This window comes from Streptomyces sp. NPDC002680, from assembly GCF_042889145.1.
GTDB classification, from domain to species: domain Bacteria; phylum Actinomycetota; class Actinomycetes; order Streptomycetales; family Streptomycetaceae; genus Streptomyces; species Streptomyces adonidis.
Genome location: NZ_JBIAQP010000011.1, coordinates 352,524 through 365,600 on the forward strand (window position 1 = coordinate 352,524; position 13,077 = coordinate 365,600).

Annotated in this window: 14 protein-coding genes; 5 read left to right on the forward strand and 9 right to left on the reverse strand. The window is 69.9% G+C overall.

Translation table 11 applies throughout. The annotated features are described in order from the left end of the window. Nucleotides 1-57 precede the first annotated feature (57 nt). Both ACFYXF_RS29000 and ACFYXF_RS29005 read right to left on the reverse strand, forming a co-directional pair. Nucleotides 58-255 carry a DUF397 domain-containing protein gene (locus ACFYXF_RS29000; RefSeq protein ID WP_389353795.1) on the reverse strand — a complete coding sequence of 66 codons (198 nt, stop codon included), beginning with the start codon at nt 253-255 and terminating at the stop codon, nt 58-60. A gap of 140 nt (nt 256-395) precedes the next feature. After that, complete coding sequence (locus ACFYXF_RS29005) at nt 396-539, reverse strand: hypothetical protein (protein ID WP_389353797.1); 144 nt, start codon at nt 537-539, stop codon at nt 396-398. Nucleotides 540-576: 37 nt separating this feature from the next. On the opposite strand from ACFYXF_RS29005, the gene ACFYXF_RS29010 reads away from it, so the two are divergent. Then, complete coding sequence (locus ACFYXF_RS29010; protein ID WP_389353799.1) at nt 577-996, forward strand: ATP-binding protein; 420 nt, start codon at nt 577-579, stop codon at nt 994-996. A gap of 65 nt (nt 997-1,061) precedes the next feature. On the opposite strand, the gene ACFYXF_RS29015 is transcribed toward ACFYXF_RS29010, so the two are convergent. Both ACFYXF_RS29015 and ACFYXF_RS29020 read right to left on the reverse strand, forming a co-directional pair. Next, nucleotides 1,062-1,820, reverse strand: coding sequence for a S1 RNA-binding domain-containing protein (locus ACFYXF_RS29015; RefSeq protein WP_389353801.1), 759 nt, complete (start codon nt 1,818-1,820; stop codon nt 1,062-1,064). 119 nt (nt 1,821-1,939) lie between these two features. After that, nucleotides 1,940-2,704, reverse strand: a complete 765-nt coding sequence (locus ACFYXF_RS29020) for an alpha/beta fold hydrolase (protein WP_389353803.1) — start codon at nt 2,702-2,704, stop codon at nt 1,940-1,942. 145 nt (nt 2,705-2,849) lie between these two features. On the opposite strand from ACFYXF_RS29020, the gene ACFYXF_RS29025 reads away from it, so the two are divergent. Both ACFYXF_RS29025 and ACFYXF_RS29030 read left to right on the forward strand, forming a co-directional pair. Beyond that, nucleotides 2,850-4,094, forward strand: coding sequence for an FAD-dependent monooxygenase (locus ACFYXF_RS29025; RefSeq protein ID WP_389353805.1), 1,245 nt, complete (start codon nt 2,850-2,852; stop codon nt 4,092-4,094). 89 nt (nt 4,095-4,183) lie between these two features. Continuing rightward, on the forward strand, nt 4,184-4,903 hold the full coding sequence (locus tag ACFYXF_RS29030; protein ID WP_389353807.1) for a TetR/AcrR family transcriptional regulator: 720 nt from the start codon (nt 4,184-4,186) through the stop codon (nt 4,901-4,903). Nucleotides 4,904-4,942: 39 nt separating this feature from the next. Here the strand turns inward: ACFYXF_RS29030 and ACFYXF_RS29035 are convergent, their stop codons facing one another. Both ACFYXF_RS29035 and speB read right to left on the reverse strand, forming a co-directional pair. Then, nucleotides 4,943-6,646: a thiamine pyrophosphate-binding protein gene (locus ACFYXF_RS29035; protein ID WP_389353808.1), complete on the reverse strand. Its 1,704-nt coding sequence runs from the start codon at nt 6,644-6,646 to the stop codon at nt 4,943-4,945. Then, entirely contained in the window at nt 6,643-7,659 is a 1,017-nt protein-coding gene (gene speB / locus ACFYXF_RS29040; RefSeq protein ID WP_389353810.1) for an agmatinase, read from the reverse strand. Before speB ends, ACFYXF_RS29035 begins: the two co-directional genes overlap by 4 nt. Nucleotides 7,660-7,788: 129 nt before the next feature. On the opposite strand from speB, the gene ACFYXF_RS29045 reads away from it, so the two are divergent. Next, nucleotides 7,789-9,264: a helix-turn-helix domain-containing protein gene (locus tag ACFYXF_RS29045; RefSeq protein WP_389353812.1), complete on the forward strand. Its 1,476-nt coding sequence runs from the start codon at nt 7,789-7,791 to the stop codon at nt 9,262-9,264. A gap of 83 nt (nt 9,265-9,347) precedes the next feature. After that, nucleotides 9,348-10,166 (forward strand): phosphatase, encoded by an 819-nt coding sequence (locus tag ACFYXF_RS29050; RefSeq protein ID WP_389353814.1) that lies wholly within the window; start codon nt 9,348-9,350, stop codon nt 10,164-10,166. Between the two features lie 10 nt (nt 10,167-10,176). Here ACFYXF_RS29050 and tesB read toward each other — a convergent pair whose 3' ends face one another. The 3 genes from tesB to ACFYXF_RS29065 all read right to left on the reverse strand — a co-directional run bounded on the left by tesB (nt 10,177) and on the right by ACFYXF_RS29065 (nt 13,059). After that, nucleotides 10,177-11,058 carry an acyl-CoA thioesterase II gene (tesB, locus tag ACFYXF_RS29055; protein ID WP_389353816.1) on the reverse strand — a complete coding sequence of 294 codons (882 nt, stop codon included), beginning with the start codon at nt 11,056-11,058 and terminating at the stop codon, nt 10,177-10,179. Between the two features lie 66 nt (nt 11,059-11,124). Further along, on the reverse strand, nt 11,125-12,282 hold the full coding sequence (locus ACFYXF_RS29060) for an acyl-CoA dehydrogenase family protein (RefSeq protein ID WP_389353818.1): 1,158 nt from the start codon (nt 12,280-12,282) through the stop codon (nt 11,125-11,127). A gap of 168 nt (nt 12,283-12,450) precedes the next feature. Further along, a complete protein-coding gene (locus ACFYXF_RS29065; protein ID WP_389353820.1) occupies nt 12,451-13,059 on the reverse strand; it encodes a TetR/AcrR family transcriptional regulator in 609 nt (202 codons plus the stop codon). Between the last annotated feature and the right edge of the window lie 18 nt (nt 13,060-13,077).

Below are 13,077 nucleotides of genomic sequence, written 5' to 3' on the forward strand. Positions count from 1 at the left end.
TTCGCGACAGCACCCGGTATTGCTCCGTCGAGTGACAAGCCCGTGCTTCAACCGGGGCTACAAGATCCCGGCCGCACCCCGTTCCATCCCAGCGAGAAACGACAGCCATGCCACCACCCCGACTACAACGACAGGGCCAGGCAGGTTCTTCGAGTCACGGACGTCGATACCGGCCGTCCGGAGACGGACTTCTATGCATTCGCCGTTCTGGCCGCTGTAGCTGCTCTTGAACCAAGTGGTCCGCTGCGACGACATGTGCTGCTCTTCCTTATGAGTCGGTCAGCCCTTCGGCGATCTCAATGATCCGGGACTCGGATTCCATCGCGCCGAGGGCTGCGGCACGGAGGCGATCGAAGGCGCCGCCCAGCGCTATTGGGCAGTCGCGGCGTTCACCTTCAGGCCTCAAAGCCGTACTCCAGCACATACGCGGCCGAGTCCAGTACCATCTCGTTCACCTCGACGGCCACGCCCTCGGCATCGAACGCCATCTCTAGAGAGGATTCGAGTCCTCTCTCGCCCCGAGCCTCGGAGGTCTTCATGCCGACCCACACCGCGCCTCAGTGACCCGCAACCGGCATGTCGGAGGCCACCTGGCAACTCCCCCACACCCCCCGCAGCGCCCCCCACGCCCGCGAACTCCTCCGCACCCAACTCACCGACTGGAAGATCGACGACGAAGTCGCTGAAACCGCCGAGCTGTTGCTCTCGGAGCTGGTCACCAACTCCCTCCGCCACGCCTCCACCCCACCCGGCCGCGAGATCGGCATCCGGTTCGCCACGTACGACGGACGCCTGCGCCTGGAGGTCGCCGACGCGAACAACCGCCGCCCCACGCCCCGACAAACCAGCCCCGACGACGAAGGAGGCCGCGGCCTCACCCTCGTACAGGCCCTCGCAGAACGCTGGGGCTGCTGCCCCCGACTGCACGGCATCGGAAAGGCGACGTGGGCGGAACTGGCGCTGACGACGCCCTCACAGTCACCGCCCGCCCGCTGACCTGACGCTCTGACGAGCAACCGCCTCTCCTCACCACCGAACGACACGAGCGAACGACACGAGAGTCATCCGAGGTCAGGAGAGACCTGTCGCCGAGAAAGGGTCAGCCTGCGTCGGGCTCGGTCGAGCTCTGTGACCGTCACCTTGACCGCGTCGCCCACCCCGACGGCCTCCTCCGGAGCTGCCACCGGTGTCCATGCGAGTTCCCGGAGAGGGACCAGGCCCTCTATCCCGTCGGCGACCTGGACGAACGCTCCGAACGGGATCAGCCTGGTGACCCGTCCTTCCAGGGTCCGGCCCACCGGGATGGCGTCGGCGAATGTCTGGAACGGGTCCTGCTCCGTCGCCCGCAGGGACAGTCTGGCCTCGCCGTTCCACGTGTCGAACTGGAGGAACTCGCACGAGACCCGCTGTCCGACCTCGACGACCTCCGAGGCCGATTCGAAGCGCCGCCAGGACAGTTCGGGGAAGCTGATGAACCCGACGCCGGGGAACACCGAGTGGTCTGGGCCCTCGTCCAGGGCGACGAAGACCCCATAACGTTCGATCGACGCGATCATGCCCGTGAGGATCTCGCCGTAGCGAAGTGAGCTGAGGAACGCCCAGAGTTCCGGGTTCTCGGCGGCTGCCATGGACAGTTCGACTCGGCCCTCGTTCGGATCGACGGCCAGCACCTCCGCCCTGATCCGTTGGCCCACCTCCACCTCCGCAGCCGGGAAGCGGCGCCAGGACAGGTCCAGCGGCCCGACCGTCCCCAACGGACGCGCGGGGAAACCGTCCAGAGTCACCGTCACCCCGCCGCCGGACCGCGCGGCCTCAGTCACGGTTCCGGTGCAGAGGTCGCCTACTCGGAGCGCCTCCAGGAAATCCCGGCAAGCCTGGTCGTCCGAAGCTCCTCCGCCCATGCCGCCCATGCGGCGCAGTTTCTCATGAGAGCCGCACGTCAGCGGTCCAACGAGTTCCAGAAATCGGTGAGTACCTGGGCGCCCCGTACCGGGTCCTGAGTCATCCACCAGTGACCCAGGCCGTCGAGTGTCACCGTACGGGCGCCGGCCCGGCGTGCCGTGCGGGAGCGTTGTTCGTCCGTGCCGACCAGGTGGTCCTCGGTGGCGAGCAGGGCCAGGCCCGGGCGTTGCGCCGCGCGTTCGAGGTCGCGGCCCAGTTCGGCCATCACCGGCTGGGCGGCCGATCGGTAGAGGGCGTACGCCGCTCGGCCCATCGCCTCGTCCTGGCCCAACGCGACCCGCTTCGCCACCGGCTCGCTCATGCCGAGCTGTACGAGCATCGCGGCCCGCATCTCGGGGTCTGGGCCGAGCGGTACGGCGGAGGCCGGGCCCGTGTTCTCCGGCGTCTGCTGGCTCTGGGCGAAGTCGTGCCACACGTAGTCCGGGTCGAACAGGCCGATCACATCGCTGACCCAGCTGCGTACGAGGTCCGGGCGGGTCATCACCGCGTTGAGGGCGTGTGCGCCGCCCCAGTCGTGCCCGACCAGGTCGACGGGCTCGGCGAAACGCTCCAACTCGCCGATGAGCCAGTCCCGGTAGTCACCGACGGTCGCGCCGAACCCTGTCGGCAAGGGTGCCCCGAAACCGGGCGGGGAGAGGCGAATCGGGGCGGGGCGGGCGGGAGCGACGCGTTCCAGCTCGACGAGCAGCGGCTCCCAGACGTCCTGCGTCTCGGGGAAGCCGTGGACGAAAACGGTTGACATGGCGGGAACTCCGTTCTTCGTGTTGGTCGCGACCGATCAGATGACCGACCGGACGGCCAAGCAGTGGCTCAAGCAGTGACTGATCAGACAGCCGATCAACGACTGACCAAATGACCAATCTGGTCAGTGAGTATAGTCTGGGGGCATGAAGACGAACACCACCTCAAGCACCAGCCCGAACACCGCTCCGCGCCAGCGAGCCCTCATAGTCGGACTCGGCGTCAGCGGAACCGCCTCCGCGCTGCGGCTCCACAAGGCGGGATGGGACGTCACCGTCCTGGAGAAGGCGGCCGAACGGCGCCGCGGCGGGTACTTCCTCACTCTCTTCGGCACCGGGATCACCGCGGCCGAGCGTCTGGGCATCGAGGTGCCGGACCGGTTCTCGGAGGACATCGCCTACTACAACGTCGATCGCGCGGGCCGGCGACGGCGCGGCATGGGCTTCGCCGAGGCCGTGGCCGGCGAGTCACGCCCGGTCGTGCGCGGTGATGTCGAGCAGGCCGCGTTCGACGCCCTGCCCGAGGACGTCGAGATCCGCTACTCGTCCGTGCCTGTGGCGCTGCGCCAGGACGAGGACGGCGTGCACGTCGACATCGAGGACCGGGCCTCGGGGACGGTGACCACCGAACGGTTCGACCTCGTGGTCGGGGCCGACGGTCTGCGCTCGACCGTGCGGCGGCTGGCCTTCGGGCCCGACGACGGCCATATCCACCGGCTCGGCTACATGCTCGCGGCCTGCGCCCTGCCCAGCTCGGTCCCCGGTTTCCGGGGCACGGACGGCATCGTCATGTCCGAACTGGGCCGGTCCGCATGGGTGTTCGCCTTCGCCGACCGGCCACCGACGGTGCTGTTCAACTACCGCACCGACGATGTGGACGGCGAGTTCACCCAGCCCGCCATCGACTCGCTGCGGGCGGTGTTCGGACCGGAGCCCACCGGCTCGACGCTCGGCTGGCTGCTCGACCAGTTCGAGCAGGCCCCGGACCACCTGTTCGACACCGCCGAGCAGGTACGGCTCGACACCTGGCACCAGGGCAGGGTGGTGCTCGTCGGCGACTCGGCCTGGTGCCTGACCCTCTACTCCGGGATGGGAGCCTCCAGCGGCCTCGCCGGGGCCGACATGCTGGGCGCGATGCTGGAGCGGTATCCCTCAGACGTGCCGCGGGCGCTGCGGGCCTGGGAGGAGAAACTCCGCCCCTTCATCGAGTTCCACCAGGAGACCGGCATCGCCATGCGCAAGCTCTTCGTCCCCGCCGACCACACCGAGTACCAGATCCGGTCCCTCTTCGACCACGTGGTGGGGACGACGGTCGGCCGTACGGTCATCTCGAAGCTGGAGCACCGCAGCAAGGCTTCCCGGATGAAGACGGTCGACATCGGCCTGTCGTGACCTGACCGGACTGGCCTGCTCACCTCCCTGAACCCCTCAGAATCTCCGTGACATCATGCTGCGAAGAGCGAACGGGAGGAAACACGACGGTGAGCCGGCTGATCGAACACGACTCCGTCAAGGCGGCCAGAATCCTCGACAGCGCCCGCGAGCTGGCCCTCGAACACGGCGTCCGCAAGGTGACCATCGCCGAGATCGCCGCAGCCGCGGCCGTGGGCAAGGGCACGGTCTACCTGTACTGGGAGACCAAGGAAGACCTGTTCGTGGGGCTGGCCGCACGTGAGGTGCTGACCTGGATCGAGACCGTCAACGACCGGATCGCCCAGGACCCGCAGTCCGTCCTGCCCCGCCGTCTCGCTCCGCTGCTCATCCGTACGACACTCAGCAACCCGTGGCTACGGTGGCTCCAGAGCGACGACAGCGCCATGCGCCAGCTGCTCCACCGCCCCGCCGACCAGCAGCGCTTCACCGAGGCCACCACGAGCGCGATGGGCAACGCGGTCCTGACGATCCTCCGCGACCACGGGATCGTGCGCGACGATCTCCCGCTGCCCCGGCAGATGTACGCCCTGCACGCCGTGCTGGTCGGGTTCGTCACCGTCATGAGCAACGCCGATGACGCGGGCCCGTTCACCATCGACGATCCCGACACCGCCCTCGCCGACACCGTCCACCTGCTGCTCGAACGGCCTCACGACCCGGCCACATCCGACGTCGCCAAGGCCGCGGAAGCGGTACGGGCCCGGTTCACCGAGATCCACGACAACCTGTTGGACCTCGTCGCGACGGGCGCCGCAGGAACCAGGTGATCCCCGGCACCGGATGACCGCCTGCCCCGCAGAGCGCCGTCAGCCACCCAAATGCGTCGCCGCGAACATCCGCAACACCGCCGGAAGCACCACCACCGAAGGCCCCGCCTCCCCCAACGCCTTCGCGAGGTCCGTCTCCAGCGTCTCCACCGACGTCCGCACCCCCGGCACCCCGAACGACTCCGCCAACGCCACATAATCCGGCCGCGACAACTCCGTCCCCGTCGCCTCCCCGAACGCGTCCGTCATGTACTCGCGCAGAATGCCGTAGCCACCGTCATCCACGATCAGCCACGTCACATTCAGGTCGTACTGCCGAGCCGTCGCCAACTCCGCGATCCCGTACAACGCACCCCCATCCCCCGAAACCGCCAGCACCGGATACGTCGGATCCGCCACCGCAGCTCCCAGCGCCGCCGGGAAGGCATAGCCCAGCCCACCCGCGCCCTGCGCCGAGTGCATCGTGTTCGCACCGCGCGGGTCGAAACCCGCCCAGGCCCAGTACGACAGAATCGTCATGTCCCAAAACGAAGCGGACCGAGACGGCAACGCCGCCCTGATCGACGCCAACAAGCCCTGCTCCAGGGTGAGTTCCTGAGCGGCGATCCGCTCACCCACCCGATCCAGCACCCCCCGAACCCGCTCCCCTGCCGCCGCCCCCGCCGACTCGTCCTCCCGTGCCACCACCACCGTCTCCAGCAGCGCCTGCAACGCCAACCGCGCATCCGCGTGAATCCCCAGCGCCGGGTGATTGGACTCCAACTTGCCCAGGTCCGCCTCGACTTGGATGACCCGGCCGCGCGGCTTGAACGTGTGGTAGTTCGAGGACAGTTCACCCAACCCCGAGCCCACCACCAGCAACACGTCGGCGTCCTCAAGGAAGTCCGTCGTGTGCCGGTCCTCGATCCAGGACTGGAGCGACAGCGGGTGCGTCCACGGGAACGCGCCCTTTCCGCCGTACGTCGTCACCACCGGCGCCTGGAGTCGCTCCGCCAGCGCCCTCAACTTGCCCGACGCGTCCGCCCGTACGACTCCGCCGCCCGCGATGATCGCCGGGCGCTCGGCGTTGGACAGCAAGTGGGCTGCCAGGGCCGTCAGTTCGGGGCGCGGGGGAAGTTCCTCGGGGAACGCGTCTCCGCCCGTCACCACCGGGATCGCTGTCTCCGACAACAACACGTCCTGCGGGATCTCCACCCACACCGGGCCGTGCGGGACCGTCAGCGCCGACTTCCAGGCCGCCTCGATCGCCGACGGGATCTGGGACTGCGTACGCACCGTGTGAACCGACTTCACCACACCCCTGAACGACGCCTGCTGGTCCGGGAGTTCGTGGAGGTAGCCGTGTCGGCCCCCGCCCAGCCCGGCAGTTGGGATCTGGCTGCTGATCGCGAGCACCGGGGCCGATGCCGCCGCGGCCTCTTGCAACGCCGCCAGTGACGTCAGCGCGCCCGGGCCCGTCGACAGCAGCAGCGGCGCCGCCTCTCCCGTGATCCTCCCGTACGCGTCCGCCGCGAAACCCGCGTTGTTCTCCACCCGTAGACCGATGTACCGCAGGTCCGAGCGGCGCAGCGCGTCGAACATGCCCAGGGCGTGCTGGCCGGGCAGGCCGAAGACCGTCGTCGTGCCGAGGCCGGCCAGCGTCTCCACGACCAGGTCTCCGCCGTTGCGGCCGGGGGGCGGATTGAGCGCGGCCTCCGTCTGAGCGGCGGTCGGCTTCAGCACCAGGTCGTGGTCGTGGGTCATTTCGCTACGCCGTCCTCGTTCTCGCCCTTGTCCCCGCGGGCCTGTGCGTTCTGTCGGGCAATCTGGCGGGACATGATCGTCGTCAGCTCGTACGCCGTGTGCGACGCCGCGACCGACGTGATCTCGGCGTGATCGTACGCGGGGGCCACCTCCACCACGTCCGCCGAGACCAGGTTGCAGGACGCCAGGCCCCGCAGGATCTCCAGCAGCTCCCTCGACGTCATACCGCCCGCCTCCGGCGTACCCGTGCCGGGTGCGAACGCCGGATCGAGGCAGTCGATGTCGATGGAGATGTACAGCGGGCGGTCCCCGATGCGCTGGCGCAGCTGGTCCGCTACCTCGTCCACGCCCCGCCGCATCACGTCCGCCGACGTCACGATGCCGAAGCCCATCTTCGCGTCGTCGTCCAGGTCCTGCTTGCCGTACAGCGGGCCGCGCGTGCCGACGTGCGAGAGGGCGGAGGTGTCCAGGATGCCCTCCTCCACCGCCCGCCGGAACGGCGTCCCGTGTGTGTACTCGGCCCCGAAGTAGGTGTCCCAGGTGTCGAGATGGGCGTCGAAGTGGAGCAGCGCGACCGGGCCGTGCTTCTTCGCCACCGACCTCAGCAACGGCAGCGCGATCGTGTGGTCGCCGCCCAGGGTCATCAGGCGCGCGCCCGTCCCCAGCAACTCGTCCGCCGCCGCCTCCACCGTCTCCACGGCCTCGTTGATGTTGAACGGGTTGGCGGCGATGTCCCCGGCGTCCGCCACCTGCGCCAGCGCGAACGGGGACGCGTCCTGCGCCGGGTTGTACGGGCGCAGCAGCCGCGACGCCTCGCGGATCGCGTTGCCGCCGAAGCGCGCGCCCGGCCGGTACGAGACCCCCGAGTCGAAGGGCACCCCGACCACGGCGACATCCGCGCGCCCGCCGACCTCGTCGAGGCGCGGCAGCCGCGCGAAGGTCGCGGGACCGGCGAATCTCGGGATGCGGGACGAGTCGACGGGGCCACGGGGCGTCTGGTGGCTGCTGGTCATACCGTTCTGCCTTCTCTCCGCGCCGGGCGTCGCCGGCAAGCCGCTGGCGCCAGACTAGGTGGCCGGGACAGAGCCAGGAAGTGTACGTTTCATCCACTCCCACCCTCTCGTACGGATGGAACATCCACCATGTCCACCCTGCCGGACCCCTCCGTACCCGCACCGCCCACCACCCCCGTCCCCCTCTCCGCCCTCCTCGCCCGCGACGACCTCGCCCTGCGCCAGATCGCCGGCCCGACCGCCCCCGACCCGGCGATCCACTGGGCGCACGCGTCGGAGATGGCGGACCCGTACCCGTATCTGCTCGGCGGTGAGCTGCTGCTGACGGCCGGGGTGCACATCCCGGAGGCGGCCGGCTCGGGGACGTACTTCGACGATTACGTGGCCAGGATCGTGGCGGCCGGTGGCGCCGCGCTCGGGTTCGGCGTCGCGCCGGTGCACGACAGCGTGCCGCGGGCGCTGGTCGAGGCCTGCGACGCGTACGAGCTGCCGCTCGTCGAGGTCCCGCCACGGACGACCTTCTCGGGCGTGGCCCGCGCCGTCTGGCAGCTCATGGCGCAGGCCCGGCTGGCCGAACTCCGCCGCGTGACGGAGGCCCAGCAGAGCCTGGCCGCCGCCGCGTCCCGCCCGGACCCGGTGCCCTCCGTCCTGCGCCAGCTGGCCCAGCGGGTGGGCGGCCGGGCGGTGCTGTACGGGCCGGACGGAGCGCAGATCGCGGCGGCGGGGCGGGAGACCGGCGCGGACCCGTCCCTGGCCGGGCTCGCGGCCGTGGTCCGGCCCGCCCGTGGGCCCGCCTCCGCCACGGACACCGACCCCACCGCCGGCACCCATCTCGCCGCCTACGCCCTCGGCACCGGCCAGGGCTTCGTGCTCGCCGTCGCGGCACCCGAACGTACGTCCGGCGACCACACGATCGTCTCCGTGGCCGCCGTACTCCTCGCCCTCCTCACCGGCGAACACCAGAGCGGCACCGGCGCCGCCCGCTCCTCGGCCCTCGTACGGCTGCTGCTGGGGGCGACCCCGGAGACCGTGGCCCCGCTGCTGGGCCCCGACGACCGCTGGACGGTCGTACACGCGCAGCCCGAAGCAGCGGCCCCCGATCCGGTGACCGCCTCGGCGCTCGGTACAGCGCTCGGCTCGCCGCTGGTCGACGTCGACGGGGATGTCGTACGGGTCCTGCTGCCCGCCGGTCACGAGGTCACTCCGCAGCCCGGTTGGACCTGCGGGGTGAGCGCCCCGGCCGGGCCGCGCGACTGGCCGGCCGCCGACACCCAGGCGGCCCGCGCGCTCGCCCGCGCCCGAGCCACCCGCAGCCCCCTGATCCGCCACGGCGAGCGGGCCGCGCTGTCGGACCTCGTCCCCGAAGCCGACGCGGCGGCCCACGCCGGTATCCTCCTCGCGCCGATCGCCGCGGCCCCGGCGCTGGTCGAGACATTGCGCACCTGGCTCTCCCTGCACGGGAGTTGGGACCGTACGGCGGTCGCGCTGGCCGTGCACCGCAACACCGTCCGGCAGCGGATCGCGCGCTGCACGGCCCTCCTCGGCACGGACCTCGACGATCCCGACGTACGCATGGAATTGTGGTTCGCGCTGAAGCAGTACTGAGGCACTACTGACGTGGCGTGACCTGCGTCCCAGCGATCGGGACGCCGGGCACGCGGGCTGTTGTCTGCCTCACAATGGGAGGCATGCCGATACCCGGGATTCCCAGCCGCGCCGAGCTTGTCGATCATCTTGTGAAAACCCGTATCGCGGGTGATGTCGCCACGCCCCGCGAGAACAACCTCTCCCATTACCGCAAGCTGGCGAACGGCGAACGGCACTACTGGCTCGGGCTGGAGCTGGGCGACCGCTGGACCGACGAGCAGGACGTGCTCGCGGTGATGGCCGAGCGCGTCGGTGTGAACGACGATCCCGAACACCGGTACGGCCAGGACACCATCGACCCCGAGCTGACGGTCGCCGCCCTTGAACGGCTCGCGGCCCGGCTGCGCAAGGCGGCCGACAGCCGACAGCGGGTGCTGTTCGCCACCGGCCACCCGGGCGGCCTGCTCGACGTGCACCGCGCCACGGCCGACGCGCTGCGGGCCGCCGGCTGCGAGATCGTCGTCATCCCGGACGGTCTGACGACGGACGAGGGGTACGTCTTCCAGTTCGCGGGCGTCGCGGTGCTGGAGCACGGGGCCACGCTGTGGCACACCCACTCCGGCGAGCCGATGCGCGCGATCCTTACGGGACTTGAGCGCGAGGGCCGTCCGCTGCCCGACCTGGTCGTCGCCGACCACGGCTGGGCGGGGTACGCCGGACAGCACGGCATCGACTCCGTCGGGTACGCCGACTGCAACGACCCCGCGCTGTTCCTGGCCGAGTCGGAAGGCACCCTCCAGGTGGCCGTTCCGCTCGACGACCATGTGACGAGCCCGCGCTTCTACGACCCGCTGACAGCGTTCCTGCTGGGCGAGGCCGGGCTGCTCGGCGAGAACGAAACCGACAGCGACAGCGAGTAGAAACGGCTAGTCAGGAGGTGCGTGGGACCCGGATCACGCCCTCCTGGATGACCGTGATCGCCAGCTGCCCGTCCTGCGTGTAGATGCGGCCCTGGCCGAGGCCACGGCCGCCGGACGCGGACGGTGACTCCTGGTCGTACAGCAGCCATTCGTCGGCGCGGAACGGGCGGTGGAACCACATCGCGTGGTCCAGCGAGGCGCCTACCACGTCGTTCACCGCCCAGCCGCCGCGGCCGTGCGCCAGCAGGATCGAGTCGAGCAGCGTGTAGTCGGAGACGTAGGTGGCGAGGCAGACGTGGAGCAGTGGTTCGTCCACCGCACCACCCAGCTTGCCGTTCGTACGGAACCAGACCTGTGAGCGCGGTTCACGGGGCTCGCCGAACCTGCCGTAGGGCGGGTCGTCGACGTAGCGGATGTCGACGGCCTCGCGGGACTCCAGGAACTTCTCGACGACCGCCGGGTCCAGATGGGCGTACCGGGGAAGCTGTTCCTCGGCCGTGGGAAGGGTCGCCGGGTCGGGGGCGGCGGGCATCGGGGCCTGGTGGTCGAGGCCGTCCTCGTGCTGCTGGAAGCTCGCGGAGAGATGGAAGATCGGCTGCCCGTGCTGGATCGCGACAACCCTGCGGGTGGTGAAGGAACGGCCGTCGCGGATGCGGTCGACGGTGTAGACGATCGGTACGCCGGGGTCGCCGGGGCGCAGGAAGTACGAGTGGAGCGAGTGGGCGGGACGGTCGGCGGGGACCGTACGCCCGGCGGCGACGAGTGCCTGGGCCGCCACCTGCCCGCCGAAGACGCGGGGGACGATGGCGGGCCGGGACCGGCCGCGGAAGATGTTCTCCTCGATCTGCTCAAGGTCGAGCAGATCGAGGAGAGACTGAAGTGCCTGACTCATGCAGTCATTTCTACTGGCAAGTAATTTCCGGAACCTTACGGGTCCGTGTCCTGCGGGACTATGTCCTTACAGGCCCATGTCCTTCGCGATGATCGACTTCATGATCTCGCTGGTGCCGCCGTAGATGCGGTTGACGCGGTTGTCGGCGTACAGGCGGGCGATCGGGTACTCGTTCATGAAGCCGTAGCCGCCGTGCAGCTGGAGGCAGCGGTCGATCACGCGGTGGGCGACCTCGGTGCAGAACAGCTTGGCGCTGGCGGCCTCGGCCGGGGTCAGCTCGCCCAGGTCCAGGGCCTCGGTCGCACGGTCGGCGACGGCCTCGGCCGCGTCCACCTCGGCCTGACAGGCGGCCAGCTCGAACTTGGTGTTCTGGAAGTGCGCGACGGGCTTGCCGAAGACGACACGCTCCCGCACGTACTGGGTGGCGAACCGGACGGCGGCCTTGGCCTGCGCGTACGCGCCGTAGGCGATGCCCCAGCGCTCCGAGGCGAGGTTGTGGCCGAGGTAGTAGAAGCCCTTGTTCTCCTCGCCGAGGAGGTCCTCGACGGGCACCTTGACGTCGACGAACGCCAGCTCGGCGGTGTCGGAGGTCTTCAGGCCGAGCTTGTCCAGCTTGCGGCCGACGGAGTAGCCCTCGGCCTTGGTGTCGACCACGAAGAGGGAGATGCCGTGGCGGCGGTCCTCGGCGCTGGGCGCGTCCGTACGGGCGCAGACGATCATGCGGTCGGCGTGGACTCCACCGGTGATGAAGGTCTTGGAGCCGTTGAGGACGTAGTGCGTGCCGTCCTCGGAGAGCTTGGCGGTGCTCTTCATGCCCGCGAGGTCGGAGCCGGTGCCCGGCTCGGTCATCGCGATCGCCCACATCTCCTCGCCGGAGACGAACTTCGGCAGGAAGCGCTTCTTCTGCTCGTCGTTGGCGAGCAGCTTGATGTACGGCAGACCGAGCAGCACGTGCACGCCGGAGCCGCCGAAGGACACACCCGCGCGCGCGGTCTCCTCGTACAGGACGGCCTCGAACTTGTACGAGTCGATTCCGGCGCCGCCGTACTCCTCGTCGACGCGGATGCCGAAGACGCCCAGTTCGGCGAGCTTGTAGTAGAACTCGCGCGGCGCCTGGCCCGCGGCGAACCACTCGTCGTAGACGGGCACGACCTCGGCCTCGATGAAGGCGCGAAGGGTCTCCCGGAACGCCTCGTGATCCTCGTTGAACACAGTACGGCGCACCGCCGACACCTCTCTGCGCCTAAGCCGGCGCCGCTCTCGCGTATGTGGTTGCCCGCCGTAGGGGTTGCTCAATTGATGGCTGCGGTTCCAAACGGCTAAGCGCTTGCTCAGATCAACCGTACCCGCGAGTACGAAGCCCCGTCCAGAGGAGTCGGGCCGTAACGCTCGTCACTCCGCCGCCGCCCTCGCCCCCTCCGCCGCCGCGAACGCCCCCCTGGCCATCCGGTGCAGCAGTGCCGCCGTGACACCCCGGCCCGGGAGGGCTCCCGGGCGGCCCAGGTGCGGGGTCGAGTTCAGGAGGCCGAAGACCGAGTGGACCGCCGAGCGGGCCGTCGGTTCGGTCAGCTCCGGGTACACCTCCCGCACGACCTCCACCCACAGCTCGACGTACTGCCGCTGGAGCTGGCGCACCAGCTTGCGGTCGCTGTCGCGCAGGCGGTCCAGTTCGCGGTCGTGGAGGGTGATCAGGGGGCGGTCGTCCAGGGCGAAGTCGATATGACCCTCGATGAGGGAGTCGAGGAGCGCCTCGGGGTCCCCGTCGGACTCCGCCACCCGCCGTTTGCCGCCCGTCAGGAGCTGGCCGCTGATGCCCACCAGCAGTTCGGCGAGCATCGCGTCCTTGCCCGGGAAGTGGCGGTAGAGACCGGGGCCGCTGATGCCCACCGCGGCCCCTATCTCGTCCACGCCCACACCATGGAAACCGCGCTCGGCGAAGAGCCGGGCGGCCTCCTTGAGGATCTGCTCGCGACGGGTCGGGGCGTCGGTTCTGATGGCCATGCAAATGATTCTAGACAC